Below are 26,889 nucleotides of genomic sequence, written 5' to 3'. Positions count from 1 at the left end.
CTCCTGTTCACGGTCACGGCGCCGCGCGCGGAGCGGTTCAAGTCCGCCGGGCCCTTTCGGAGATCGGGCGCGGAAGATAGCTTCAGCCTGCACCACCCGTCATGTACCTGCCCGAGCACCACCTGTGTCTCGGGCGGTTCCGTATCCGGATGAAGTGGAGATCCCATGGTTCATCTGCGCTCCAGACGCAGGCTCGCGCTCGCCGTGCCGGTCGTGCTGTCGCTGACCGCCTCGCTCGGTTACCTGCCGACGGCGGCCTCCGCCGCGCCCACCAGGGCCACGGCGACGCGAGCGGCGGACGGCCCGAATCTCGCGTACGTGGTCAACACCAGGACGGACCGCCACACGATCGAGTCCGTGCAGCGTGAGATCACACGCAACGGCGGCACTGTCGTGGCCCGTTACGACAGGATCGGTGTGACCGTCGTCCACTCCGCGAACCCGGACTTCGGGCCGCGGATCCGCGCGGTGCGCGGGGTGGAGTCGGCGGGTGCCACGCGTACGGCGCCGCTGAGCGCGGCGGGGACGACGGACGAGGGCGCGGTGCGGGTCCTGTCCAGGGCGGAGGCCGCGAAGCTCGCCCAGGGCGCTGCGGCGGGCGAGGAGCCCCTGGAGGCGGACCAGTGGGACCTGCGGGCGATCGGCGCCGACAAGGCCGCGCGGATCGATCCGGGCAGCAGGCGCGTGACCGTCGGCGTGATCGACACGGGCGTCGACGACACGCACCCCGACATCGCCCCGAACTTCTCGGCCTCCCAGTCGGCGAACTGTGTGAGCGGCAAGGCGGACACGACGTACGGCGCGTGGCGGCCGGTGGACGCCGACCACTACCACGGCACGCATGTGGCCGGCGAGATAGCCGCGGCCCGCAACGGCATAGGCGTGGCCGGTGTGGCGCCCGGTGTGAAGGTCGCGAGCATCACGGTGGCCCAGCCGGACGCCAACTCGCTGTTCTTCCCGGAGAGCGTGGTCTGCGCCTTCGTGTTCGCCGCCGACCACGGCATCGAGATCACCAACAACAGCTACTACGTTGATCCGTGGCTGTACAACTGCGTGGACGACCCCGATCAACGTGCCATCGTCGACGCCGTCAACAGGGCCCAGCTGTACGCCCAGCGCAAGGGCACGCTCAATGTGGCCTCGGCGGGCAACTCCAACGACGACCTGGACTCGCAGGCGATCGTGGACGACTCCAGCCCGGACGACTCCACGGCCCGGACCCGGACGGTCGACCCGCACGAGTGCTTCGACATACCGACCCAGCTGCCCGGTGTGGTGACCGTGAGCGCGGTGGGCGTGAAGGGCGCCAAGTCGTACTACTCCAGCTACGGCCGGGGGGTCGTCGACGTGGCGGGGCCGGGCGGCGACAAGTACCAGATCCCGGACACCCCGTCGAAGAACGGCCGCATCCTGTCCACGCTGCCGAACAACCAGTACGGCTTCCTCCAGGGCACGTCGATGGCCTCCCCGCACGTGGCCGCGGTGGCCGCGCTGCTGAAGTCGGCCCACCCGCACGCCACCCCCGCCCAGCTGCGGGCGCTGCTGAAGGCCCAGGCCGACAACCCGGGCTGCCCGAGCGGACCCTACGACGGTGACGGCGACGGCGTCGTGGACGCGACCTGCGTCGGGGGCAGGCGCGTCAACGGCTTCTACGGCTTCGGCATCGTCAACGCGCTGCGCGCAGTCAGGTAGCAGTCAGGCGAACGGCGCCCCACGACGACTTCCCGCACGGCACGCCCGTACCGCGAACGAACTGGAGAGAACTGACCCATGACAGCGCCCAAGCCGCGCTACCGCCGCGCCCTCGCGATCCCGGCCGGGATGGCCCTGGCGACGGCACTCGCGTTCCTGCCCGACGTGACCGCCTCCGCCGCGGACAACGCCCCGGCGGCCACCGCCGACGGGCCCGCGCTCAGCTATGTCGTCAACGTCCTTCCCGGTCACGGTGTTTCGGCGCACGTGCAGAAGGCGATCGCCGAGGCCGGGGGTTCGGTGGTGGTCGCGTACGACCGGATCGGCGTGATCGTCGTCCACTCGGCCGACCCCGGCTTCGCCAAGAAGATCCGCACCGTACACGGAGTGGACTCGGCCGGGGCCACGCGCAACGCGCCGCTGCCCGCCCAGTCCACCACCGACGTGGGCACGCCGAAGGTCCTGAGCGCCGAGGAGGTCGCCGACGCCCAGGCGGCCGACGGCCAGGACCCGCTGGAGCCGCTCCAGTGGGACCTGCCGGCCATCAAGGCGGACAAGGCGCACGAGAAGACCCTGGGCAGCCGGAAGGTGACGGTCGCCGTCATCGACACGGGCGTCGACGACACCCACCCGGACATCGCGCCCAACTTCGACCGGGACGCGTCCGCCAACTGCGTGTCGGGCAGGCCGGACACGACGGACGGAGCCTGGCGGCCGAGCGCGTCGGAGAGCCCGCACGGCACCCACGTGGCGGGCGAGATCGCGGCCGCCAAGAACGGCGTGGGCGTCACGGGTGTGGCACCGGGCGTCAAGGTGGCCGGCATCAAGGTCGCCAACCCGAACGGGTACTTCTACACGGAGTCCGTGGTCTGCGGCTTCGTGTGGGCCGCCGAGCACCACGTCGACGTGACCAACAACAGCTACTACACCGATCCCTGGTACTTCAACTGCACCACCGACCCGGACCAGAAGGCGCTCGTCGACGCCATCACCCGGGCCTCGCGGTACGCGGAGAAGAAGGGCACGGTCAACGTCGCGGCGGCGGGCAACGAGAACTACGACCTCGCGTCCGACTCGATCACCGACCCGGTCTCCCCGAACGACGGCACTCCGTCGGACCGGGTGATCGACCCGCACGAGTGCTACGACATACCGACACAGCTGCCGGGCGTGGTGACGGTCTCGGCGACCGGTGCTAAGGGCCTGAAGTCGTCCTTCTCCAACTACGGCCTCGGCGTGGTCGACATCGCCGCGCCCGGCGGTGACTCCACGGCCTACCAGAAGCCGCAGCCCCCGGCGACCAGCGGCTCTATCCTGGGCCCGCTGCCGGGCGGCAAGTGGGGCTACATGGCCGGGACCTCGATGGCGACCCCGCATGTCGCCGGCGTTGCCGCATTGATCAAGTCAACCCATCCGCATGCCCCCGCGGCCCTGGTGAAGGCGCTGCTGTACGCGGAGGCCAACGCCACGCCATGCACGGACCCGTACGACATCGACGGTGACGGCAAGGTCGACGCCGTGTGCGAGGGGTCCAAGAACTACAACGGCTTCTACGGCTGGGGCACGGCGGACGCACTGGCCGCAGTGACCAGGTAGGAGGCCAGGAGGCCCCGGGCCGCGGACATTGATTCAGTCAATAATGCATAGTGCAGTAATGACTGATATCAGGTTCGTGTGGTCCGCTCTGGGCGGCGATCCCGCCCGTCTCGCACGGCTCACCACCGTTGTGCGGGAGGGCGCGCTCGAGGCGCGCCTTCCCGTACGGCAGCTCGCCCGGGCCTGCGTCGGCGCGTGTGCGCTGGCGGCCGCGGAGCTGGCGGCCCACCGGGCCGGGCTCGGCGAGGTGCCCGGCGTCCGGGTGGATGACGGCGCGGTCGCGGCCGCCTTCCACAGCGAGCGTCTCCTTCGGATCGACGGGCGGGCACCGGTCGCCTTCGCGCCGCTGTCGCGGTTCTGGCGGACGGCCGACGGCTGGGTGCGCACCCACGCCAACTACCCGCATCACCGGGCCCGGTTGCTCGGTGCGCTGAATCTGCCGGAAGACCCCTCGGTGGAGGAGGTCGCCGCGCGGTTCGCCGAACTCCCCGCCCTGGAGGCGGAGGAGTGCGTCTACGGCGGCGGCGGTCTCGCGGTGGCCCTGCGCACCCCGAACGAGTGGCGGGCACACCCACAGGCCGCCGCGGTGGCCGCCCGGCCGCTGGTCGAGCGTGAGCGGCTGGACACGGCCCGCGCGCGCGTGCTTCCGCCGCTGGACTCCGCCGCCGCTCCCCTGCTCCCCGCCGCCGGACTGCGCGTCCTCGACCTGACCCGGGTTCTGGCGGGGCCGGTCGCCACGCGCACCCTCGCCCTGCTCGGCGCGGACGTCCTGCGCGTGGACGCCCCGTGGCTGCCCGAACTGCCGGACCAGCACGCCGACACGGGCTTCGGGAAGCGGTCGGCGATTCTCGACCTGGCCACCGACCGGGGCGGATTCGAGGAGTTGCTCGGCTCGGCGGACGTCGTGGTCACCGGCTACCGGCCGGGTGCCCTCGACCGGTTCGGGCTCTCCCCGGAGGCGCTGATCGCGCGGCGGCCGGGCCTGGTTGTGGCGCAGGTCTCGGCATGGGGCGCGTACGGGCCCTGGTCCGGGCGGCGCGGCTTCGACAGCCTGGTGCAGGTCGCGACCGGTATCGCGGCGACCGAGGGCTCGGCCGGGCGGCCGGGCGCGCTGCCCGCGCAGGCCCTGGACCACGGCACCGGCTATCTGCTGGCGGCGGCCGTCCTGCGGGCGCTGACCGAGCAGACGTACGACGGGTCCGGCCGGTGCGTGCGACTGGCGCTCGCCCGGACCGCCCACTGGCTGACGGACGGGATCGCGCCGGCCCCGGCCGCGGGGACGCCGTACGAGGGCCCGGACGCCTGGCTGGCCGAGACGGCCAGCCCCCTCGGCCGGCTGCGGCACGCCCTGCCGCCCGTGTTCTTCACGGGCGGCCCGGCGGACTGGTCGCGGCCTCCGGTGCCCTGGGGTTCGGACCCGGCCGACTGGCGGTGAATGAAAGGGCGGCCGGAAACGTACGTAAGGACCCCACGCCGTTCCACCGGTTCTTTTCCCGGACTTGCCCGGTTCTGTGACGGCTGGGGAAGATCATGGGGTGACCTTGATACGACCGACCGCCGAGACGACCGACGCCAGCGGCACCGCCCGGCGGCCCGGCACGTCCCGGTGGCCCGGCACCGGCAGGATCGTGGCCGTCCTGGTCCTGGTGCCCCTGGGTGCCCTGGCACCCCTGCTCGGTCCGTCCGCGGCGCTGCACGGCACCGGGGAGGCCGCCGCTCCGGGCGTGGGCGGTATAGCCCTGCTGCGCACGGTGCTGTTCGCGGCCCTGTGCGTCCCCCTCGGCGAGCTGTTCGTGGACCGGCTCGCCCGGCGCCTGCCCGGCGCTCCGCCCGGACGGCCGCGCAGCTGGGCGGCGTTCGCGAACGCCGCCGGCTTCGTCGCCGCGCTGGCGCTGGCGTCGGTGGTGTCGACCGGCAACCTGATCCCGCACAGTCCCGGCCAGATCGACGTCGGCGGCCTGTACGACTCCCGCGACGGCAGGCTGGCCCTGCTGGAGGTCAACGCCTTCCTCCTGGCGGCAGCGCTCTCGCGGCGCCCCGCGGCCCGGGTGTGGCCAGGGGCCGCGGTGGTGGTCGCCGAGGCGCTGCGGGCGCACCCCCCGACCGAGCACAGCCCGCTGATCGGCTCGGGCCTGACGCTGGTGCACCTGACGTGCGCCGTGCTGTGGACCGGGGGTCTGCTGCACGCCCTGCGGACCCTGCGGCGCTGGCACGGCAACGCGGCCGGAGCGATGCTCCTCGGCCTCTACGCGCGCGTGGCGGCCGTTCTGCTCGCGGCCATCACGGCGACGGGCGTGTGCAGTTCGCTGCGCCGGATGCCGCCGGGCACGATCCTGGACCAGCTCACGACGACGGCTTACGGACGCACCCTGCTGGCCAAGGTGGTCCTGGTCGCCGCCGTCGCCCTGCTCGCCCTGTGGGCGCGGGTCCGGCTGGGCCGCGCGGCCGACCCGCTGACGGCGTACGTGCCCGCGCGGGCGGAGGTGATCGCCCTGGGCGCGGTGGTCGCGGTCTCGGGTCTGCTCACGGCTCTGCCGCTGCCGATTCGCTGGTCCTAGGCGGTCACCGGTCGTTGGTCACGAGCACCTTGAGGGCGGTGCGCTCGTCCATCGCCTTGTAGCCGTCCGGCACGCCCTCGATGCCGACGGTCATGTCGAACACCGGCGAGGGGTCGATGGTGCCGTCGAGGACGTCGGGCAGCAGGTCGGGGATGTAGGCGCGGACCGGGGCGACACCGCCGCGCAGGGCGATGTTCCGGTCGAACATGACGCCGAGGTCCAGGCCGGTGCCGCTGCCGTGGGGCACGCCCACGAAACCGATCGCGCCACCGTCCCGGGTGATGTCGACGGCCGTCCGCATGGACTGCTCGGTGCCGACCGCCTCGACGACGGCGTGCGCCCCCTGGCCGCGGGTGAGTTCACGGACGGCCTCCACGGCCGCGTCCCCGCGCTCGGCGACCACGTCGGTGGCGCCGAAGCGGCGCGCGATGTCGGTACGGACCTCGTGCCGGCCCAGCGCGATGATCCGCTCGGCGCCCAGCCGCCTGGCGGCCAGCACCGCGCACAGGCCCACCGCGCCGTCGCCGACCACGGCGACCGTCGCGCCGGGCCGGGCGCCCGCGCCGAGGGCGGCGTGGTGACCGGTGCCGAGGACGTCGGAGAGGGTCAGCAGGGCGGACAGCAGGTGGTCGTCCGAGGCCGCGTCCCTGGGCAGCCGGACGAGGGTGCCGTCGGCGAACGGCACGCGCACGGCCTCGCCCTGGCCGCCGTCGTAGCCGACGGCGCCCCAGAAGCCGCCGTGCTCGCAGGACGTCGTCAGGCCCTCGCGGCAGTAGTCGCAGACGCCGTCGGACCACATGAAGGGCGCGACCACCAGGTCGCCGCGCCGGACGGTGCTCACCTCGGAGCCGGTCTCCTCGACGACGCCCAGGAACTCGTGGCCGATGCGCTGTCCCGGCTGCCGGGCCGCCTCGCCTCGGTAGGCCCACAGGTCGCTGCCGCAGATGCAGGCGCGCAGCACCCGCACCACGGCGTCGGTGGGCAGTTGCACCACGGGCTCGGGAACGTCCTCCACGCGCATGTCGTACGGAGCGTGGATGGTGGTGGCGCGCATGGCGAGGGTCCTTCTCGTGCGGGGTGTCGTGCGGGTGCCCGGGGGGTGGTCGAGCGCACTTCACGGTACGCCGCGGCCGTGGCGGGCGGCGCGCCGAGGGTGCCCGCCCGTCGCGGTGCCTGCCGGTCAGATCCCCGCCGCCCCCAGCAGACTGCCCGCCGCGTACGTGACCCCCATCGCCAGCGCCCCGCCCGCCACGTTGCGCAGGACCGCCCGTTTCGGGTCCGCCGCGCCGAGGCGGGCACTGCTCCAGCCGGTGAGGACGAGGGCGGCCAGGACGGAGAGCACGGTGACGGCGAGCCGCCGGGCGGCCGGGAGCAGGACCATGGCCAGCAGGGGCAGCAGTGCGCCCACGGTGAACGCCGGAAAGCTCGCCAAGGCCGCGTGCCAGGGGTTGGTCAGCTCCTCCGGGTCGATGCCCAGCTCCACGCGCGCGTGGGCCCGTAGCGCGTCCCGCGCGGTGAGTTGCTCCGCGGCTTCGCGGGCCACCTCCCGGGACAGGCCGCGCTCCTCCAGCAGCTCGGCCAGCTCCTCCAGTTCGGCCTCCGGTTGTTCTTTCAGCTCCCGTTTCTCCACGGCCAGCGCGGCCATCTCGGAGTCACGCTGGGTGGAGACGGAGACGTACTCGCCGGCCGCCATGGACATCGACCCGGCGAGCAGGCCGGCCAGTCCGGCGGTGAGCAGGGCCGCCCGGCTCTCGGTCGCGCCGGCCACGCCGACGACGAGTCCCGCGGTGGAGACGATGCCGTCGTTCGCGCCCAGCACGGCGGCCCGCAGCCAGTTCAGCCGCGAGCCGAGCGCGCCGTTGCGGGGCTCGTCGTGGGTGGGTTGCGTCACAGCGGGGAGGATCGCACTGCCGGGGGCACCCGCGCCGCACCGACGCTCCTCGGCGGAACGGTGGGTGGTCGGCGGCGTCCCCCAGTCGGCGGCGGCCGCCCGCACGGGGTCGTAACGGCGGTCGCGGTACGGCTGCCCGCCGGCCCACATGGACGGCCCATGAGGGCGCCGAGGCCGGCCTCCCCGGCCCGGTGGAGCTCGGCGCCCACCCGCTCGATCGGTGCCGCGGACGGCAACGGGGCGGCGCCGCAGTGCCGTTCGGGGTGTTCTGAGCCGGGTGTCCTCTGAGCTTGGTGTCCTGGTCACCGGAGAGGCCGAGGCTCGCACCGAGGGGGGCGGCGGTCCGGCTGTCGCCGACGTCGGCGTGCAAAGGCCGAAGTCCCGGCCGAGACGGGACGGGAGGAGGAACTGTGGGGCGCGAGGCCGCCGGGGGCGATCCCGTAGCAAACGGCCCTCCGTGACGGCCGTGCCGACGCCGGTGCCGGCTTTGCCGTCGCCGCACCACGGAAGATGAGCGCACGCGCGTGCGACGGTCGAGCGGCAGGACGGGTCCGCGGATCCGTGGCCGGCACCTGAGGGACGGTGCTGTCAGTCGCGGCCCGTATCCTCAGTGACCATGCTCGAAGACCGTGCGACCGTAGTGTCCTCCCCCACCCAGTGGCCGACCGCGTACCCCCAGGGATACGCGGTCGTTGACGTGGAGACCACCGGCCTGGCCCGGGACGACCGGATCATCTCGGCGGCCGTCTACCGGCTCGACGCACGCGGCGAGGTCGAGGACCACTGGTACACGCTGGTCAACCCGGAGCGTGATCCGGGGCCCGTGTGGATACACGGTCTGACGAGTGAGGTGCTCGAAGGGGCGCCGCTGTTCGCGGACATCGCCGAGGAGTTCGCCGCCCGCCTGGACAGCCGGGTGCTCGTCGCGCACAACGCCGTCTTCGACTGGCAGATGATCGCACGCGAGTACGCGCGGGCGCGCCGCGAGGCCCCGGTGCGGCAGCGGCTGTGCACCATCGCCCTGTCGAAGGAGCTCGGCCTGCCGCTGCCCAACTTCAAACTGGAGTCACTCGCGGCGCACTTCGGGGTGGTACAGCAGCGGGCGCACCACGCGCTGGACGACGCGCGCGTGCTGGCGGAGGCGTTCCGGCCCAGTCTGCGCGCGGCGGCGTCGGGCGGCGTACGGCTGCCCCTGCTGGAGTGCCGGCCGTTGACGGAGTGGTCGGACCGGCCGGTGCCCCGGCAGTCGTCCGGCGGCTACGGCGGCTACCGGCCCGGCGGTTGGCGCCCCTCCCGGAAGCGACCCGCCTGCCCTCACCCCAACCCCGGGCGATACGAAGAGGGCAAACGCCTCAAGCAGGGCATGCGGGTGGCGTTCTCCGGTGACACCTCCACGGAGCGGGAGCTGCTGGAGGACCGGGCGACCGAGGCCGGACTGCACGTGGCCTCCAGCATCTCCCGGCTGACCAGCCTGCTGGTGACCAACGACCCCGACTCGGGCACGTCCAAGACGGTCAAGGCGCGGCAGTTCGGCACACCGATCGTGGACGAGGCGGCCTTCGGGCAGTTGCTCGCGGATGTGGAACCCGCTGACGGATGACCGTACGGGACCCGGCGTCAACCGGCACGCGGCGCTGATCCGGCACCCGCCGTCAAGCCGGCAGGTAATCGTACGAATGGGTGATTGGCGTACGACTCACCCGGCGGCCGCTCGCCCGTGCGCCGACGACGGCCCACCCTGTGGCGCATGGCGACATGCGAAGTTTGCGGCAATGACTACGGAATGACCTTCGAGGTCCACGCACAGGGTGCGGTGCATGTGTTCGACTGCTTCTCCTGTGCGATCCATCGTATGGCCCCGATCTGCGAGCACTGCCGGGTGCAGATCATCGGGCAGGGCGTCGAGGTGGAGGGCCACTGGTACTGCGGCGCCCACTGCGCCCGGGCGGAGGGGAGGACGGGAGTCGTGGACCGGGTGTGACCCGATACCCGCCTGATCGCACCCCACGACTCGGAGGTACCGTCGTGGGGTGCACCGCTACCGCTTCCTGTTGTCCCGCCAGTGGGTGATCCTCACGCTCGTCGCGATCGCGCTGATCCCGACGATGATCAAGCTGGGTTTCTGGCAGCAGCACCGGTACCACGAGCGCACCGCCCGCAACGACCTGGTCTCCACCGCGCTGCACGCCAAGCCGGTCCCGGTGGAGCGGCTGACCGCTCCCGGGCACACGGTGACCCGCACCGAGAAGTACCGCACGGTCACCGCCACCGGCACCTTCGACACCGCCAAGGAGGTCGTGGTCCGGCGCCGCACCAACTCCGACGGCGAGGTCGGCTTCCACGTTCTCACCCCGTTCGTCCTCACGGACGGCAAGGTGCTCCTCGTCAACCGCGGCTGGATCCCCGCGAACGGCGCGCAGACCGCCTTCCCCGAGATCCCCGCGCCGCCGGCCGGCCGCACCACCATCACCGCGCGGCTGAAGGCCGACGAGACGACCGCGGCGAGCGGCATCAAGAACGTCAAGGGGCTCCCGGACCGGCAGATCATGCTGATCAACAGCGCGCAGGAGGCGCGGCGGCTCGGCGCGCAGGTGCTCGGCGGCTATGTCGAGCAGACGGCGCCCGTGCCCAAGGGCGGCTCCCCGGAGCAGATCTCCGACCCCGGCAGTGAGGACGCGCCGCTGAACTACGCGTACATGATCCAGTGGTGGCTGTTCGCCGCGGCGGTTCCGGTCGGCTGGTGGTTCCTGGTCCGGCGCGAGATCCGCGACCGGGAGGAGGCCGCGGCGGAGGAGCAGCCGCGGGAGAGCGCACCGGCCGCCGTGTGACCGTCCCGCCGGCCACAGGCTCCCGCGAGGACCCGTCACTCCCCCGGCGCACCACCGATTGGCCCCCTGGCCCGCCGGGAAACCGGATCCCGTGAACCCTCGCATCGAGGACTACGCCCTCATCGGCGACAAACAGACCGCCGGCCTGATCGGCAGGGACGGATCGATCGACTGGCTGTGCCTGCCCCGCTTCGACTCCGGCGCCTGCTTCGCCAGACTGCTCGGCGACGAGGACCACGGTCACTGGCGGATCGCCCCCAAGGGAGCGGACACCTGCACCCGCCGCGCCTACCGGGCCGACACCCTGGTCCTGGACACCGAGTGGGAGACCGCCGAGGGCACGGTCCGCGTCACCGACCTGATGCCGCAGCGCGGGCGCGCCCCCGACGTCGTACGCATCGTCGAAGGGGTCAGCGGCCGGGTCACCGTCCGCAGTACGCTGCGCCTGCGCTTCGACTACGGCTCGATCATGCCGTGGGTGCGCCGCTCCGACGGCCACCGGGTGGCCATCGCGGGCCCGGACTCGGTGTGGCTGCGCGTCGAGCCGGCCGTACGCACCTGGGGGGAGGACTACGGCACCCACTCCGAGTTCACCGTCGCCGAGGGCGATCGGGTCGCGTTCGTGCTCACCTGGCACCCCTCGCACGAGCGGCGCCCGCCGCTCGTCGACCCGTACGAGGCGCTGAGCACAGCGTCCGCGACTGGCGGCGGTGGGCGGCACGCTGCCGGTACGACGGGCCGTACCGGGACGCCGTCGTACGGTCCCTGATCACTCTCAAGGCGCTCACATACGCCCCGACCGGCGGGATCGTCGCCGCGGCCACCACCTCGCTGCCCGAGGAGCTGGGCGGTGTGCGCAACTGGGACTACCGCTACTGCTGGCTGCGCGACTCCACCCTCACCCTCGGCGCCCTGCTGTCCGCGGGCTACCACGAGGAGGCCGGGGCCTGGCGTGACTGGCTGCTGCGCGCGGTCGCGGGCGACCCGGCGGACCTGCAGATCATGTACGGACTGGCGGGCGAGCGACGGCTGCCGGAATGGGAACTGCCCTGGCTGCCCGGCTTCGCCGACTCCGCGCCCGTACGGGTCGGCAACGGCGCCGTCGACCAGCTCCAGCTGGATGTGTACGGCGAGGTCATGGACTCGCTGTCACTGGCCCGCGCCGCCGGCCTGCCCTCCAAGCCGCACATGTGGTCGCTGCAGCGCTCGCTGATGGAGTTCCTGGAGTCGGCCTGGCGGCAGCCCGACGAGGGCCTGTGGGAGGTGCGCGGCGGCCGGCGGGCGTTCGTGCACTCGAAGGTCATGGTGTGGGTGGCCGCCGACCGGGCCGTACGGACGCTGGAGAAGTACCCGGACCTGCACGGTGATCTGGACGGCTGGCGGGCGATGCGTGACGAGGTCCACCGGGAGGTGTGCGACAAGGGCTTCGACCCCGAGCGCAACACGTTCACCCAGTACTACGGCTCGCGTGAGCTGGATGCCGCCCTGCTGCTGATTCCCCGCGTCGGCTTCCTGCCGCCCGCCGATCCGCGGGTGGTCGGCACGGTCGACGCGATCCGCGCGGACCTGGACCACGGTGGTTTCCTGCGCCGTTACGACACCGACGCGGTCGGCGTGGACGGGATGCCCGGCGGCGAGGGCGCCTTCCTGGCCTGCTCGTTCTGGCTCGCGCAGGCCCTGCATGTGACGGGCCGCACGGACGAGGCCCGGACGTTGTTCGAACGGCTGGTGGGCCTCGCCAACGACGTGGGCCTGCTGGCCGAGGAGTACGACCCGGACCTGGGCCGCCAGCTGGGCAACTACCCACAGGCCTTCAGCCACATCGCCCTGGTCAACACCGCCCTCACGCTGTTCGGGGCCGACGAGGCAGGATAGGGCCATGGATCTTGGACTGAAGGACCGGGTGTACGTCGTCACCGGAGCGACACGCGGGCTGGGCAACGCCGCCGCGCGGGAACTCGTCGCCGACGGGGCGAAGGTGGTCATCACCGGCCGGGACGAGAACCGGGTCGCCGACGCCGCCGCCGGACTGGGCCCGAACGCGGTGGGCGTGGCCGTGGACAACGCCGACCCGCAGGCGGCCGAACGGCTGATCGCGGCGGCCCGGGAGCACTTCGGCGGGTTCCACGGGGTGCTGGTGAGCGTGGGCGGGCCGCCTCCGGGGTTCGTCGCCGACAACACCGACGAGCACTGGCGGGACGCGTTCGAGTCGGTGTTCCTCGGCGCGGTACGGCTCGCTCGTGCGGCGGCGGCCGAGTTGGAGGAGGGCGGTGTCATCGGGTTCGTACTGTCGGGTTCGGTGCACGAGCCGATTCCGGGGCTGACGGTCTCCAACGGGCTGCGGCCCGGGCTCGCCGGGTTCGCCAAGTCGATCGCGGACGAACTGGGGCCGCGCGGGATCCGGGTCGTGGGGCTGCTGCCCGCCCGTATCGACACGGATCGCGTGCGCGAACTCGACGGTCTGTCCGCGGATCCGGAGGCCACGCGGGCGGCCAATGAGTCGCGGATTCCGTTGCGTCGGTACGGGACGCCGGAGGAGTTCGGGAGAGTGGCCGCCTTCCTGCTGTCGCCGGCGGCTTCCTATCTGACCGGGATCATGGTGCCTGTCGATGGGGGCATGCGGCACGGGTTCTGACCGCGGTCGCGGTGGGCTGCCCGCGCAGAGTTCCCCGCGCCCCGGGCCGGCCACCCGAACGTCGGCGGTCGACTCACCCCTTCCGCACGGTGGCTGACCGCCCGTTATCTTCTTCGCGGTCCTGCAAGAGGCCCCCCCGTCGCACCTTTGCCGGAAGTTCCGCCGGGCCCGCCGGCTCGCAGGCGTGCGCCAGGGGCTGCGTGGTGAAGTCGGCCAGGGCCGTCGCCGGGTCCCCGGCCGCGGCAGTTTCTCGGGGCGCCGCGGCGGCCCCCAGGAAGATCTGGGTGTGGGCCACGCCCACCTGCTGGGCCGCGTGCGCCGGGCCGCCTCCAGGGGGTCATCCCCCCCAGGGCGGCGGACCGCCGGCCACCACCAGCCGGCGTCCCGCCGGCGGGTGCGCTCGGCCTCGCTGAGCCGGGCCTCCGTGCGGGCCTCTTCTGCTCGAGCGTCGGCGATGCTCGTCCGGCCCCGGGCCGCCGGGTCGTCCCCGCCACTCCGGGTGGTCCCCCCGGCGCCTGCGGCTCGGGGCCGCCCTCTGGGGTCGTCGTCGTGCGGTCATCGCCGTACGTCCCTCCGGTGGGCGTCGTTCGACCACCGTGAGCAAGGCTCCTCGGATGCGCGCCGGGGATACGGCAGGCTGGAGGTATGACGGAGGACCGGTGGACACAGGCAGTGCGGCAGCACGTGGGGCTGGGCAGGCTGCTGCCGCTCGGCGGACCGCGCGACGGAGCGTGGATCGCGGAAGACGCGGCCGGGGCGGTGCTGGAGCGCGCGGTGGCGGGCGAGGTGCCGGAGGTGCGGCTGGGCGCGCTGCGGATCGCGCTCGCCGATCCGGAGGAGACCCAGGAGCCCGTCGTACCGGCTCCTCCGGGTGCGCTGCCGCCGGGTGCGCTGCGGGTGACGGTGGACTTCGCGGCGGCGGTCGCCGAGCCGCTGCCGACGGTGGCATCCCGGCTGCGGCTGACGCTGGCCACGACCGCGACGGGGCGGCTCGGTCTCACGGTGACGGCGGTGGACCTGCGGGTGACGGACCTGCTGGAGGCGGGCGGTGAGGCCACCACGGCGGTACGCGCGCCGCGGCCGGCGCCGGCCCGGGAGGTCACGGACCCGGACGAGGCGCGGGTGGCCGCGGCCGCGCTGTCCGCCCCCGGGGTGACCGGCCTGACGGGGTCGCTCGGCGGCCTCGGCCGGGCGGTGCACTTCGAGGAGCGCAGGGCGGAGGCCGCTCTGCCGCACCGGCACGTGCGCGTGGAACTGGCCACGCACGCGGACCACCGGGCCGTGGACGTGGCCCGGCGGGTCCGCGCGGCCGTACGGGACGCGCTGGAGGACCGGCCGACGGTGGCCGTGCTGGTGACGGCGGTGGGCTGACCGCCCGCCGCGGGCAGTCGGCTCACGCCCCTGGCTGTGGGCAGCCGTTCGGCAGGGTGATGGGGGGCCAGCGGCGGGCGCCGGGCGACTGCCCCGGCGCCGGGCTCATTCGCCCACGCCGGCCAGGTCCCGCAGCCGCCGGGCCTGAGCAGCCCGCTCCGCCGCACGCTGGTCGTCGTATGTACGGTCGAGGGCGCCCCGCAGCAACGCCTTGGTCTCCACGACCGCGTCCCGCGGCGCGGCGAGCAGCGCCGCCGCCAGGTCGCGCGCGGCAGCGTCGAGTTCGGCCGAGGGCACCGCGAGGTTGGCCAGCCCGCTCGTCACCGCCTCCGCCGCCCCGACGAACCGACCGGTCGCGCAGATCTCGAGCGCGCGGGCGTACCCGACGAGACCGACCAGCGGGTGCGTGCCGGTCAGGTCGGGGACGATGCCCAGGCTGGTCTCGCGCATGGCGAACTGCACGTCGTCGGCGACGACCCTGAGGTCGCAGGCGAGCGCGAGCTGGAACCCGGCTCCGATGGCATGCCCCTGCACAGCGGCGACGGACACGACGTCGTTCCGCCGCCACCAGGTGAACGCCTCCTGGAATTCGGCGATGGCCGCGTCGAGCCCGGCGTCGTCGCGGCGCGCGAGATCGGTGAAGGTCGGCTCGCCCGGGATCCCCTCAGGGGTGAACATCTGACGGTCCAGCCCGGCGGAGAAGGACTTGCCCTCGCCGCGCAGCACGACGACCCGGACGGAGCCCGGCAGCAGCCGCCCGGCCTCGGTGAGCGCCCGCCACAGGGCGGGGCTCTGCGCGTTGCGCTTGGCCGGGTTGGTCAGCGTCACCGTGGCGAGCGCGTCGTCGACGGTGAGCCGTACGCCGTCCTTGTCGAGTACAGGAGCAAGGTCCTGGTCGGGCGAAGCCATGAGGCGCCTCCGATGGGTGCGGTCAGCAACACGTGCCGTGGGCACGCTCGCGTGCGGGGGCACGCTTAAGTGACTGCACAGTAACCACCCGGCCGATCAGTCCGCCGACCGGGTGGCCACCATCGAAGCCGATGGGCCGCCCGAAGTCAGGACGATGCGGCCTTCTTGCCCCGGGTCGCTCCGCCACGCCCACGCAGCGTGACGCCCGACTCGCTGAGCATCCGGTGTACGAAGCCATACGAGCGGCCGGTCTCCTCGGCCAGCGCCCGGATGCTCGCACCGGAGTCGTACTTCTTCTTCAGGTCTGCCGCGAGCTTGTCGCGCGCGGCGCCGGTCACCCGGCTGCCCTTCTTCAGAGTCTCGGCCACCCGTGCCTCCTCATGGGAAGTGCGCTCTGGTCTCCTCATGATCACCCCTCCCGGGCGTGATGGCCACCCATTCGGCAAGGTCGGTGAGACATCGTTGTGACGACAGGAGCGCATCCCCACAAGGGGAATCAAGAATTCCGGGAAGCCGGATCCGCAGGGCCGAACGGGTGGATTCGTGAAGTACCAGGTCAGGGACGCGAAACGGCCGATCCCTTGACTGCCAAGGGATCGGCCGGGAAATCCGTGTAGGACACACCCCGATACGAGGAGATCTCACACAGATGATGGATCACGGGTGGGCCGAATGATCCATACGCAGTGGATCAGGCTCTTCGATCACGCCAGGGCGACGAGATCCGCGTAGTCGGAACCCCAGAGGTCCTCGACGCCGTCCGGCAGCAGGATGATCCGCTCCGGCTGGAGCGCCTCGACGGCGCCCTCGTCGTGGGTGACGAGGACGACCGCGCCCTTGTAGGTGCGCAGGGCGCCGAGGATCTCCTCGCGGCTCGCGGGGTCGAGGTTGTTGGTCGGCTCGTCGAGGAGGAGTACGTTCGCCGAGGAGACCACCAGGGTCGCCAGGGCGAGACGGGTCTTCTCGCCACCGGAGAGGACGCCGGCGGGCTTGTCGACGTCGTCACCGGAGAACAGGAACGAGCCCAGGACCTTGCGGACCTCGACCAGGTCCATGTCGGGGGCGGCCGAGCGCATGTTCTCCAGGACCGTGCGGTCGGCGTCCAGCGTCTCGTGCTCCTGCGCGTAGTAGCCGAGCTTGAGGCCGTGGCCCTCGATGACCCGGCCGGTGTCGGGCTTCTCCACCCCGCCCAGCAGGCGCAGCAGAGTGGTCTTGCCGGCGCCGTTGAGGCCGAGGATGACGACCCGGGAGCCCTTGTCGATGGCGAGGTCGACGTCGGTGAAGATCTCCAGGGAGCCGTACGACTTCGACAGGCCCTCGGCCATCAGCGGGGTCTTGCCGCAGGGCGAGGGCTCCGGGAAGCGGAGCTTGGCGACCTTGTCCGACTGGCGCGCCGCCTCCAGACCGGCCAGCAGCTTGTCCGCGCGGCGGGCCATGTTCTGTGCGGCCACCGTCTTGGTGGCCTTGGCGCGCATCTTGTCGGCCTGCGAGTGCAGGGCGGCGGCCTTCTTCTCGGCGTTGGCACGCTCACGCTTGCGGCGCTTCTCGTCGGCCTCGCGCTGCTGCTGGTACAGCTTCCAGCCCATGTTGTAGATGTCGATCGCGGACCGGTTCGCGTCCAGGTAGAACACCTTGTTGACGACGGTCTCGACCAGGTCGACGTCGTGGGAGATCACGATGAAGCCGCCGCGATAGGTCTTCAGGTAGTCCCGCAGCCAGATGATCGAGTCCGCGTCGAGGTGGTTGGTCGGCTCGTCGAGGAGCAGCGTGTCCGCGTCGGAGAACAGGATGCGGGCCAGCTCGATACGGCGCCGCTGTCCACCGGAGAGGGTGTGCAGGGGCTGGCCGAGCACGCGGTCGGGCAGGTTGAGCGCGGCGGCGATGGTGGCGGCCTCGGCCTCGGCGGCGTACCCGCCCTTGGTGAGGAACTCGGTCTCCTGGCGCTCGTACTGCTTGAGGGCCTTCTCGCGGGTGCCGCCCCTGCCGTTCGCGATGCGCTCCTCGTTGTCGCGCATCTTGCGGATCAGCACGTCGAGGCCGCGCGCGGAGAGGATGCGGTCGCGGGCGAGGACGTCCAGGTCACCGGTGCGGGGGTCCTGCGGGAGGTAACCGACCTCGCCGGAGCGGGTGATCGTGCCGCCGGCCGGGATGCCTTCGCCGGCCAGGCACTTGGTGAGGGTGGTCTTGCCCGCGCCGTTGCGGCCGACGAGGCCGATGCGGTCGCCCTTGGCGACACGGAAGGTGGCGTTCTCGATGAGGACGCGCGCACCGGCGCGCAGCTCGATACCGGAGGCGGAGATCAAGGACAGACTCCAGGGCGTACAGGGATTGACGGGTGGGCGGCTGAGGACGTTCCCGCCGTCTAATGCGCGAGGAGAATGGCCATGGGCCAATTCTAACGGCGCCGTGCAAGCGGTTTTTCTACGTCCACGCGTTCGGGCCGCCCCGGAAGATCATTGCCCAGGGGTGTGCGGTCGGGAGTGATCCGCCCCAGGTCGTCCAGGGCCACGAGCTGCTCCGTCCAGGCGGCGTGCGCGCACGGCTGGGCGACGAGCAGGGCCGGGCCGCGGCGCAGGGCGTGCTCGGGCCGGAACGCGCAGCCCCTCCGGGCGGGCAGCAGCCAGCGCAGATCGCCGTCGGCGGTGCGGTAGGCGGTGACGCGGCGCGGGGTGACGACCGCGAGGATGCCACGCCCGAGGGGGCGCAGGACACCGGTGCCGCCCTGGGCCGGGAGCCACTCGGCCGCGTCGGGCAGGGCGCGGTGCCAGCGCACCGTGCGGCCGTCGGTGTCGGTGATCAGTCCGTCGTCCCAGAGCGCGATCACCTCATCGCGCTCGGTCAGCACGGCAACCGGTCGGTGCCCCCCGCGCGCGTACCGCCAGCGCAGCCCGCCGGTGCGGGTGTCGTAGGCGGCCACGGCGGTGCCTCGCACGCGCGGCGTCCACGTCCCGGTGTACGGCCGGGGCTCCACGCGCGCGGAGAGGACGAGACGGTCTCCGTAGGGGGCGGGCCGCACGTGGTGGGCCATGCCGAGGAGGCAGAGCGCGAGGAGGAGGCCGGCGGCTCGGCGAACGTGCGCGAGCCGGCCCCGGGCAGCCGGTGTGGGACGGGCGCCGGTACCGGGCTCCGGTTGACGGGCGCCGGTGCCGGCGCCGGACCTCTGGAGACGGGCACCGGTGCCGGACGTCCGGTGCGGGTGCTCGGGGCCGGGGTGGGGTGGACGTGTCCCGTGTGGTGGAACGGCCACCTCTCCCCCTTCTCCGTCCACGGCCATGGATAAGACGCCGAGCCTAGTGAGATTCGGAGTGCGGGAGCGGGGTAGCCGTGGCGCGCGGGGCCGGGAAGTCGCCCGTTCGGATGTTCGTCCGGCGGTGGGGGCGGCGGGGCGGACAGGGATGCCGCCGGGCTTCGGACGGTCTTGGGCGATGAGTGCGACATGAGCGCGACGGCGCGGGGCAGAGGGCGGTGACGCGTGCAGTTCGACGACGACGCGAACCTGGACACCTCCGAGGTGCAGGATGTGCGAGGCAGCCGGATCCCGGGCGGCCGGGCGACGATCGGGGGTGGCATCGTCGGGTTGATCGCCCTGCTGCTGGGCCTGTTCCTGGGGGTGGGCCCGGACCAGCTGGGGCTGTCCTCCGGGGGCTCGGCCGAACCCACCGCCTCCTCGCTCGCGCAGGTGCAGCAGACCTGCCGTACCGGGCGGGACGCGAACACCAGGGACGACTGCCGGATCGTGGCGGTCGTCAACAGCGTGCAGGACTACTGGACACAGGAGTTCCGGCGGCGCCGCGGGACGTACACCGGCTCACCGACGGTGCTCTTCAGCGGCGGGGTCGGCACGGCGTGCGGGGCGGCGAACTCGGCGGTCGGGCCGTTCTACTGCCCGGGAGACCGGAAGGTCTATCTGGACCTCGGCTTCTTCGACGAGCTGCGGACGAAGTTCGGCTCCACCGGCGGCCCCTTCGCGCAGGCGTACGTCGTCGCGCACGAGTACGGCCATCACGTGCAGGACCTGCTGGGCGTCCTCGGCCGGTCCCAGGACGGGCTGACCGGGGCGAACAGCAACTCGGTGCGGACGGAGCTGCAGGCGGACTGCTACGCGGGCGTGTGGGCGCGTCACGCGACGACCACCCCGGACGAGTCGACCGGGCGGCCGCTGATCACGAGCCTGAGGGCCGCCGACATCCGCGACGGCCTGGACGCCGCGGCGGCCGTGGGCGACGACCGGATCCAGGAGCGGTTCCAGGGCCGGGTGACGCCGGATACGTGGACGCACGGGTCGGCGCAGCAGCGGCAGCAGTGGTTCCAGGAGGGGTACCGGACCGGCGACATGAAGCAGTGCGACACGTTCCGCTGAGGCGTTGCCGGTGGCGGCTGCGAGACTGAACGGCGGCCCACCGAACCGACGCACGAAGGAGTGATCGGCATGGCAGGCACGGGCGCGGGACGGCCGAGCATCTATCCCACGCTGCTGTACGCGGACGCGCAGGCGGCGCTCAAGCAGCTGACGGAGGCCCTGGGCTTCACCGAGCTGTCGGTGTACGAGACCGAGGACGGCAAGGTGATGCACGCCGAGCTGGTGCAGGGCAACGGCGCGGTGATGATCGGCTCCAAGGGCCGCGGCGGCCTCTTCGACGCGGCGATGAGCGACGCGGGACCGGCCGGAGTGTACGTCGTGGTGGACGACGTGGACGCCCACCACCAGCGGGCCGTGGAGCACGGGGTGGAGATCCTGATGCCCCCGACGGACCAGGACTACGGCGGGCGGGACTACATGGCCCGGGACGCCGGAGGCACCATCTGGAGTTTCGGCACGTACGCTCCCGAGATCGGTTCCTGAGCCCAGCCTCCGGGAGCACGCCGGCAGTCCCCAGGTGTGCTCATCCCCCGGTGTGCACCTGGAAGGCGGCCCGGCGCACGGCCTTGGCCAGGGCCGGGTCGGGATGCGCGGCGGCGAGGGCGACCAGGACCTGCACGGTGCGCGGGTGGCCGACGGCGCGGACCTCGTCGAGCAGTTGGGGGACGGTGGGCTGCAGCGCGGCCTCCAGATGCCGGACCAGCATCGGCGCCTCGCCGTGGTCGGCGACGGCCGCGGCGGTGTCCACCCAGAGCCAGGTGGCCTCCTCGCGGGTGAGGGCCTCGTGGGCGTCCTCCGGGTCGACGCCGTCGTGCTCGGCGAGCCACAGCAGGGCGTACGGTCTGAGCGCCGGCTCGTCCAGGACGGCCCGTACGTCGGGCTCCGCAGGGGCGCCGACGACACGCAGCGCCTCGAAGGCCAGGCCGCGCAGCAGGGCGTCCTCGCCGCGGGCGGCTTCGATCAGCTCGGTGACGGCGCTGCCGACGGGGCGGGCGGCGAGCCAGGCGCGGTACTCGGCGCGGGCGGCGTTGGGGCGGAGCTGGGCGCAGCCGCGGAGCATGTCCTCGGCAGACTGCTCGATGTTCCCGGCGGGGCTCTGCGCGGCCACGCAGATCTGCTCCAGCTTGACCCAGACCGCCCAGCTGCCCAGCGGGGTGAGCGTGGCCTGGCCATCACCGTAGGTGAGGGCGCCGACGGAGGCGAGGGCCCGCAGCGCCCAGTCGAGCAGGGGCGCGAGCGGGGCGTTTGCGGCGGGGGCGGGGGCGGCCGGGCTCGGGGATCCGGCGGTCTGCTCGGTACCGGGCTCGTAGGAGACCTCGCAGCGCTCGGTGCGCAGTTCGGTGACCCGCTGCTGGAGCAGGTCGAGCAGCTGCTCGACCGGGACGGGCCCGGCGGACAGCTGGAGGAAGGAGAGCACCTGGGGCATGGCCGAGACGACCTCGGCGACGGCGGCCGGCTCCTGCCCCGCGGGTTCGGGGTGGGCGAGCGACCAGGCGTCGAAGAGGGCGACCCAGCCGCGCAGCACGGCGCTGTCGTCGCGGTCCCAGGCGCGCAGCCGCCAGCCGGGGCGCGCGCTGTCGCCGTGCACCTCGACGAGTCCGGCGAGGCGGGCGGTGTCCCAGTCGGCGCGGATCTGAGCGGCACTCAGGCCGAGGTCGGCGGCGGCCCGTTCGGCGGTCGCGTCGGAGAGGGTGGCCTTGCCGTCGGCGGTGGCGCCGTCGCTGCCGGGGCCGAGGGCGGCGTCGGCCCAGCGGGCGACGCGGACCGGACCGGCCAGGCGGACGCGTGCCGTTCTGGCCAGTTCGGCGGGTGCGGGGGTGCCCTCCGGCGGCCGGGGTGCGGGGCGGCGGGGGCGCCGCTGGTTCACAGCTGTGGGGGCGGCGGCCAGGGGTCGCGGTCGGACGAGTCGAAGCCTGGAGTCGCGCGGGATACGGGACGTCACGGGTGCAGTCTTCCGGTTGACGGTCCGAAAACCCAAACGGAATGTCACGGCGGGCGACGGGGCTGGCCAACGCACGGCGTCGGGTGCGGGCCTGCGGGCGGGATCAGGCCAGCCGTACAGCCTTAAACGGAATGGCCGGGACCGGTCAGGCCCCGGGCCGGCCGGCCCTCACATCAGCGGGGTCAGGAAGCGGCGCAGACGCTCCTCGTACTCCTTGGGATCCGCGTTCCACATGGCCGCGTGCGGGGCACCCCGGACGGTGTGCAGCGCCACCAGGTCGGCGCGGTGCCGGGCGAGACGGCGGGAGTACTCCCACGGCGCCACCTCGTCGTCCGGGCCGTGGATGATCAGGGTGGGTACGACGAGCCGGGCGGGGTCGGTGATCTCGGCGGCCCGGTGGGCGTGCAGTCCGGCCCGGCCCTGTGCGGCCCGCACCGCGAGCGGCAGCAGCGGCTGCGGGGTGTGGCGGGCCCGGGCGAGGGCACGCAGCGTGGCCTCCCAGCTGAGCACCGGTGAGTCGAGGATCAGCCCGGCGACGCGCTCGCGCACGGCGGAGTGCTCGGCGGCGCGCAGGGCCATGGTGGCGCCGGTGGACCAGCCGAGGAGGACGACCCGGCGGGCGCCGTAGCGGACGGCGTAGCGGATCGCGGCGTCCACATCCCGCCACTCGGTCTCGCCGAGGTGGTTCAGCCCGTCCGGCGGGCGTGGGGCGCCGAGGTCGCCGCGGTAGGCGAGCGCGAGGACCGGCATGCGGCGGCCGTGCAGGAAACCCATGACGTTCATGACGTGCTCGCGGGTGGCGCCGAGGCCGTGCACGGCGATCACCCAGGTGTCCCGGTGGCCGGGCAGGAACCAGGCGGGCAGCGCACCGAGTTCGCCGGGCACGTCGACGTCGGCGTGGTCGAGGCCGAGGGCGGCGCCCGGGTTGCCGATGTAGAGGTTGGGGGTGAGCCACACCGCGTCGCCGGGGGCGAGGGTGCCGTGGGTGACGCGGTCCAGGCGGCGTACGACGGTGTCGGCCGTGTGCGGGGCCGCCTCCAGAACGGGCCCGACGACGGCGTGGGAGCCGTCGCCGGCCAGGCCGTAGGTGCCGGGGCGCAGGGAGGCCAGGTCGCGGGTGAGCGCGATCCGGCCGGCGTCCGTGCCGTGCACGGTGAGCCGCGGCTCGGTGGGCAGGGGGCGGCCGGCGGGTGCCTTCAGCGCGGCGTCACTGGCGAGCCGGCCGGCGGCCACGGAGGCCATGCCGGCGGCGAGGACGGCGGTGAGTGCGGTGGCGGTCGCTTTGACTGGGCGCACGGGTCCAGTGTCGTGGTGGTTCCGGCCACCGGCCAGCGGAGGGCCGGGGCGGGGTGGCAGCTCCGCCACCGCCTTGAGGGTGTGGGGGGACCTCCGAACCGCACGTCGTGACCGAGCGCCGTCGCGGCGGATCGAGGGGACCGGCGTGAACGAGGGGCCGCGGCCCGGGGAGAGCCGGTCGAGGAACCGTCGGAGCAGGGGACTGTGCAGCAAGGTGTCACCTCCGTTGGCCGTATCCCTTCAAGCGTGCCCCCGCTTCGGTCAGTTGTGCCTCCGTCAGCAGGGACGGCGTCAGGCCCGGCACCGAGGACGCCGTCAGCCACAGGCGGCACATCCATTCCAGCTGGGCGGTCCGGTCGTAGGCCTGGTCGAGGTCGGTGCCGTAGGTGATCGTGCCGTGGTTCCGCAACAGGCAGGCGGAGCGGCCGGCGAGCGCGCGGAGCATGTTCTCGGCCAGCTCCTCGCTGCCGTACGTCGCGTAGGGGGCGACCCGCACGGGTCCGCCGAGGGCGCCGGCCATGTAGTGGACCGGCGGGAGTTCGGGCACGAGCGTGGAGACCGCGGTCGCGTGCACGGCGTGGGTGTGGACGACCGCGCGGGCGTCGGTGGTGCGGTAGACGGCGAGGTGCATGGGCAGCTCGCTGGTCGGCACCAGGGTGCCGAGCACCTGGCGTCCGGTGAGGTCGACGCCGGTGAGGTCGTCCGGGGTGAGCCGGTGGTACGGGACGCCCGACGGGGTGACCAGCACGAGGTCCCCGAGGCGTGCGGAGACGTTGCCGGAGGTGCCGACGACCAGCCCGTCGGCGACGGTCCGGCGCGCCGTGGCGACCAGCGCCTCCCAGACCGACACCACGTCCCCGGCCCCTCCCGCCGTCCGGCCGGACACCGGCTCCCGCGCCCCGCCGGCCACCTCGCCGCGCGCCGCCTCCCCCGGTCCGTCGCCTGCCGGTTCCCCTGATGCGTCCCGTCGCTGTTCAGCCATGCGGCGATCCTGCCAGCCGGGCCGGCGCGGGGTGGGACTGGCTGGTGCGGGGCGGAACCGGAGGGCATGCCTCCGAGCGGCCGGATGCCGTAGCGGATCACCGCGAAGGGGCGCCTCTCCGGTGATCGCCGGAACTCAGTGACCTCTCCTGCCCTCCGGCGGTCCTTCGCCCGCCGACTCCGGGGCGGCGGCGCACGGCCGTGCACCCGCCTCCCCCGTCGCCGCGCCCGGTGTCCTCGCGGCGGCCACGACGGCGCTCGCGGGCACCGCGACCGCGTCCGCGGGCACTCCGGAGGCCTGACCCCCGGCGGCACTCGCGTGGTTGTCCCGGGGGACGACGGTGCGTCCACCGGAAGCGGGGTCGACCGGCCGGCCGCCCAGGCGAAGGGCGCGCGGTCCATCCACGTGAAGGCGGCCGCCGGCGGATGGCCGAACGCTGCCGCCCGCGCCGGACGTCGAGTACGACCTCTCCAGCGGGAAGCGCTACGCCACGGGCTGAGCAGGACGGCGGATGGCCCGCTGACTCCGGTCCATCGGCAGGGAGACGGAGCGCGAGACCGCCCTCCGCCCGGTGATCCGCACGACGACCGGTGGTGGAGGCTCCGCACCGGCAGCACCCGCGCGCCCTCCTCCGCGCACGCCCTGTGGATCCCCCGTCACGGCACCTCGCGGCCGGTCGCTGCCGGGCGGCTGGCGGTACCGGACGCTCCGGCGGCACCGCACCAAGCGCCGGGCCGTCGGGTGACCAACGTCTCATCGACGGGCCGGCGGCCCGGCCGCGGACCTTCGTGCGGGGCCGGTATTCAAGGGGCGTCTGGGCCGGCCGAGGCAAACGGAACCTCCCCCGCGCGTTACTGACATCCTCGCGCCCGTCCCAGTTCATCTTCCGTTCACCCAGGTTGCCTACGTTCAATCAGCCAATGACCTCGAACGATTGCCTGGGTAAATGGAAAGCTTCTCGCTGATCCTCGCGATTGTGGTAGTAACCGCACTCGCGTTCGATTTCACGAACGGTTTCCACGACACAGCGAACGCGATGGCCACCACCATCTCCACAGGCGCTCTGAAGCCCAAGATCGCGGTGACCATGTCCGCCGCCCTCAATCTTGTGGGCGCCTTCCTCTCGGTGGAGGTCGCGAACACGATCTCCAAGGGTCTCGTCGACGAGACCGGCATCCGTCCCGAGGTCATCTTCGCCGCCCTGGTCGGCGCGATCCTCTGGAACCTGCTGACCTGGCTGGTCGGACTGCCCTCCAGTTCCTCCCACGCCCTGATGGGCGGGCTGATCGGCGCCACCGTCGCCTCCGCGGGCCTGGGCGCCGTGCACGGTGACGTCCTGGTCACCAAGGTGCTGCTCCCGGCGGTCGCCGCGCCGATCGTGGCGGGCGTCGCGTCCATGCTGGCCACCCGCTTCTCCTACGGCATCGGCGGCCAGGCCGAGGGCGAGGCCACCCGCAAGGGCTACCGCGCCGGCCAGATCGCCTCCGCCGGCCTGGTCTCCCTCGCCCACGGCACCAACGACGCCCAGAAGACGATGGGCATCATCACCCTCGCGCTGATCGCGGGCGGCGCCATCGCGCCCGGCTCGAACCCTCCCTCCTGGGTGATCCTCTCCGCGGGCCTGGCGATCGCGCTCGGCACCTACATCGGCGGCTGGCGGATCATCCGCACGATGGGCAAGGGCCTGACCGACCTGGAGCCGCGCCAGGGCTTCGCCGCCCAGACCAGCGCCGCGACCGCCATCCTGGCCTCCTCTCACCTCGGCTTCTCCCTCTCCACCACGCACGTCGTCTCCGGCTCGGTGATGGGTGCGGGTCTGGGCCGCAAGGGCGGTGTGGTCCGCTGGTCCACCGCGACCCGCATGTTCCTCGCCTGGGCGCTGACCCTCCCGGCCGCCGCACTGGTCGGCGCGGGCGCCGAGTCCGTCACGGACCTGGGTGACTGGGGCACCGCCGCCGTCGCCGTCTTCCTGATCGCCGCCAGCGCCGCGATCTGGAAGATCTCCCGCCGCGAGGTCGTCGACCACACCAACGTCGTCGCCGAGAACGAGGAGCCGGCCGGCGTGGTGACCACCGCCATCGCCGCCGTGATCCCGCCCCCGGCGGGCCCGGCTCTGGACCTCTCCTTCCCGGCCCAGGCCACCGGCCCGGCTTCGGCCGCCGACCCCACCCACGCGGCTACGGCGACCCCGCCGGCCGCCACCGTCTGACCCCGGGCACCCGGTAACTGAAGGAAGCATCCCCATGAAGATCGACTGGGCGGCCCTCGGCTCCGTCTTCGGCGTCAGCCTCGTGGTCACGGTGGGCCTGGTGGCCCTGTTCACCCTCGGCATCAAGGGCCTGTCCCGGCGCGAGCAGGCGGCGGCCCAGGGCGACTCCGCCGCCCTCGCCGTCACCGGTGCCTATGTCTGCTTCGCGGCCTGCGCGGCGGCGGTGGCGTACGGCATCTACCTGATCGTGGGCAAGGCCTGACCTGGCGCCCGTGGGCCAAGGCCGGAACCGGCACCCGTCGGCCCCGGCCTGGACCGAGTACCCCGAGGCTCCTCTCCCGCTGTTGCGGAGGGGAGCCTCTGGCATGCCCCTCGCGCCCCCGCGGTGTGGGGATCGGCACACTCTCCCCCTGCAGGTCAACGGCAAGTTGACGGCCGTTCCGGGCGCGTGGTGGACTGTCCGGGCCATGTACGGCGGCAGGAGAGGAAGCCGGTGCGAATCCGGCGCGGTCCCGCCACTGTCACCGGGGAAGAACCCCCGGGAGCCAGGAACTCTCACCGCCGAATCTCGTCGAACCAGGGCGCGGACACCCTGAGTGAGGACATAGATCGCCATGCTC

At 73.2% G+C, this 26,889-nt stretch carries 22 protein-coding genes, 2 pseudogenes and 1 riboswitch; of the genes and pseudogenes, 14 read left to right on the top strand and 10 right to left on the bottom strand.

Annotated features, from left to right (window positions below):
• Positions 1-165 precede the first annotated feature (165 nt).
• From ABZ079_RS32695 to ABZ079_RS32680, 4 genes are all read left to right on the top strand, one after another.
• Positions 166-1,692 (top strand): S8 family serine peptidase, encoded by a 1,527-nt coding sequence (locus ABZ079_RS32695; protein ID WP_356943074.1) that lies wholly within the window; start codon positions 166-168, stop codon positions 1,690-1,692.
• A gap of 78 nt (positions 1,693-1,770) precedes the next feature.
• Positions 1,771-3,288: a S8 family serine peptidase gene (locus ABZ079_RS32690; protein WP_356943073.1), complete on the top strand. Its 1,518-nt coding sequence runs from the start codon at positions 1,771-1,773 to the stop codon at positions 3,286-3,288.
• A gap of 58 nt (positions 3,289-3,346) precedes the next feature.
• The gene (locus ABZ079_RS32685; protein WP_356943072.1) at positions 3,347-4,723 is read left to right on the top strand and encodes a CoA transferase; all 1,377 of its coding nucleotides are present in this window, start codon (positions 3,347-3,349) and stop codon (positions 4,721-4,723) included.
• Positions 4,724-4,823: 100 nt separating this feature from the next.
• Entirely contained in the window at positions 4,824-5,846 is a 1,023-nt protein-coding gene (locus ABZ079_RS32680) for a CopD family protein (protein ID WP_356943071.1), read from the top strand.
• A gap of 4 nt (positions 5,847-5,850) precedes the next feature.
• Here ABZ079_RS32680 and ABZ079_RS32675 read toward each other — a convergent pair whose 3' ends face one another.
• The 3 genes and pseudogenes from ABZ079_RS32675 to ABZ079_RS32665 all read right to left on the bottom strand — a co-directional run.
• A complete protein-coding gene (locus ABZ079_RS32675) occupies positions 5,851-6,900 on the bottom strand; it encodes a zinc-dependent alcohol dehydrogenase family protein (RefSeq protein WP_356943070.1) in 1,050 nt (349 codons plus the stop codon).
• Between the two features lie 126 nt (positions 6,901-7,026).
• The gene (locus ABZ079_RS32670) at positions 7,027-7,737 is read right to left on the bottom strand and encodes a VIT family protein (RefSeq protein WP_356943110.1); all 711 of its coding nucleotides are present in this window, start codon (positions 7,735-7,737) and stop codon (positions 7,027-7,029) included.
• Positions 7,738-7,821: 84 nt separating this feature from the next.
• Positions 7,822-8,101: pseudogene (locus tag ABZ079_RS32665) on the bottom strand (amidohydrolase); the annotation flags it as partial.
• A gap of 252 nt (positions 8,102-8,353) precedes the next feature.
• Here ABZ079_RS32665 and ABZ079_RS32660 point away from each other — a divergent pair.
• From ABZ079_RS32660 to ABZ079_RS32635, 6 genes and pseudogenes are all read left to right on the top strand, one after another.
• A complete protein-coding gene (locus ABZ079_RS32660; protein WP_356943069.1) occupies positions 8,354-9,337 on the top strand; it encodes a DEDDh family exonuclease in 984 nt (327 codons plus the stop codon).
• 147 nt (positions 9,338-9,484) lie between these two features.
• Positions 9,485-9,718 carry a hypothetical protein gene (locus tag ABZ079_RS32655; RefSeq protein ID WP_356943068.1) on the top strand — a complete coding sequence of 78 codons (234 nt, stop codon included), beginning with the start codon at positions 9,485-9,487 and terminating at the stop codon, positions 9,716-9,718.
• A 49-nt stretch (positions 9,719-9,767) separates the two neighbouring features.
• Positions 9,768-10,565, top strand: coding sequence for an SURF1 family protein (locus ABZ079_RS32650; protein WP_356943067.1), 798 nt, complete (start codon positions 9,768-9,770; stop codon positions 10,563-10,565).
• A gap of 91 nt (positions 10,566-10,656) precedes the next feature.
• Positions 10,657-12,440, top strand: a pseudogene (locus ABZ079_RS32645) (glycoside hydrolase family 15 protein).
• Between the two features lie 4 nt (positions 12,441-12,444).
• The gene (locus ABZ079_RS32640) at positions 12,445-13,200 is read left to right on the top strand and encodes an SDR family oxidoreductase (protein WP_356943066.1); all 756 of its coding nucleotides are present in this window, start codon (positions 12,445-12,447) and stop codon (positions 13,198-13,200) included.
• A gap of 645 nt (positions 13,201-13,845) precedes the next feature.
• Positions 13,846-14,571 (top strand): nucleopolyhedrovirus P10 family protein, encoded by a 726-nt coding sequence (locus ABZ079_RS32635; protein ID WP_356943065.1) that lies wholly within the window; start codon positions 13,846-13,848, stop codon positions 14,569-14,571.
• Positions 14,572-14,676: 105 nt separating this feature from the next.
• Here ABZ079_RS32635 and ABZ079_RS32630 read toward each other — a convergent pair whose 3' ends face one another.
• The 4 genes from ABZ079_RS32630 to ABZ079_RS32615 form a co-directional block, all read right to left on the bottom strand.
• Entirely contained in the window at positions 14,677-15,480 is an 804-nt protein-coding gene (locus tag ABZ079_RS32630; RefSeq protein WP_356943064.1) for an enoyl-CoA hydratase/isomerase family protein, read from the bottom strand.
• 146 nt (positions 15,481-15,626) lie between these two features.
• Positions 15,627-15,848 carry a helix-turn-helix domain-containing protein gene (locus tag ABZ079_RS32625; protein ID WP_004002281.1) on the bottom strand — a complete coding sequence of 74 codons (222 nt, stop codon included), beginning with the start codon at positions 15,846-15,848 and terminating at the stop codon, positions 15,627-15,629.
• Positions 15,849-16,184: 336 nt separating this feature from the next.
• Complete coding sequence (locus ABZ079_RS32620) at positions 16,185-17,783, bottom strand: ABC-F family ATP-binding cassette domain-containing protein (protein WP_356943063.1); 1,599 nt, start codon at positions 17,781-17,783, stop codon at positions 16,185-16,187.
• Positions 17,784-17,875: 92 nt separating this feature from the next.
• Positions 17,876-18,508, bottom strand: coding sequence for a hypothetical protein (locus ABZ079_RS32615; protein WP_356943062.1), 633 nt, complete (start codon positions 18,506-18,508; stop codon positions 17,876-17,878).
• Between the two features lie 444 nt (positions 18,509-18,952).
• Here ABZ079_RS32615 and ABZ079_RS32610 point away from each other — a divergent pair, with 444 nt between their 5' ends.
• On the top strand, positions 18,953-19,840 hold the full coding sequence (locus ABZ079_RS32610; protein ID WP_356943061.1) for a neutral zinc metallopeptidase: 888 nt from the start codon (positions 18,953-18,955) through the stop codon (positions 19,838-19,840).
• Between the two features lie 69 nt (positions 19,841-19,909).
• The gene (locus ABZ079_RS32605) at positions 19,910-20,323 is read left to right on the top strand and encodes a VOC family protein (protein ID WP_356943060.1); all 414 of its coding nucleotides are present in this window, start codon (positions 19,910-19,912) and stop codon (positions 20,321-20,323) included.
• 40 nt (positions 20,324-20,363) lie between these two features.
• Here the strand turns inward: ABZ079_RS32605 and ABZ079_RS32600 are convergent, their stop codons facing one another.
• From ABZ079_RS32600 to ABZ079_RS32590, 3 genes are all read right to left on the bottom strand, one after another.
• Positions 20,364-21,782, bottom strand: a complete 1,419-nt coding sequence (locus ABZ079_RS32600; protein ID WP_356943059.1) for a hypothetical protein — start codon at positions 21,780-21,782, stop codon at positions 20,364-20,366.
• Between the two features lie 168 nt (positions 21,783-21,950).
• Positions 21,951-23,078 (bottom strand): alpha/beta fold hydrolase, encoded by a 1,128-nt coding sequence (locus ABZ079_RS32595; protein ID WP_356943058.1) that lies wholly within the window; start codon positions 23,076-23,078, stop codon positions 21,951-21,953.
• Between the two features lie 217 nt (positions 23,079-23,295).
• A complete protein-coding gene (locus ABZ079_RS32590) occupies positions 23,296-24,060 on the bottom strand; it encodes a class II aldolase/adducin family protein (RefSeq protein ID WP_356943057.1) in 765 nt (254 codons plus the stop codon).
• Between the two features lie 946 nt (positions 24,061-25,006).
• Between ABZ079_RS32590 and ABZ079_RS32585 the strand changes: the two genes are divergently transcribed.
• Together ABZ079_RS32585 and ABZ079_RS32580 are read left to right on the top strand one after the other, a co-directional pair.
• A complete protein-coding gene (locus tag ABZ079_RS32585) occupies positions 25,007-26,269 on the top strand; it encodes an inorganic phosphate transporter (RefSeq protein ID WP_356943056.1) in 1,263 nt (420 codons plus the stop codon).
• Between the two features lie 34 nt (positions 26,270-26,303).
• Complete coding sequence (locus tag ABZ079_RS32580) at positions 26,304-26,531, top strand: hypothetical protein (protein WP_356943055.1); 228 nt, start codon at positions 26,304-26,306, stop codon at positions 26,529-26,531.
• Positions 26,532-26,708: 177 nt separating this feature from the next.
• Positions 26,709-26,847: riboswitch (cobalamin riboswitch) on the top strand.
• The last annotated feature ends 42 nt before the right edge of the window (positions 26,848-26,889 follow it).

The organism is Streptomyces sp. NPDC006314, from assembly GCF_040613075.1.
GTDB lineage: Bacteria > Actinomycetota > Actinomycetes > Streptomycetales > Streptomycetaceae > Streptomyces.
This window is presented reverse-complemented; position numbering and strand designations above follow the sequence as displayed.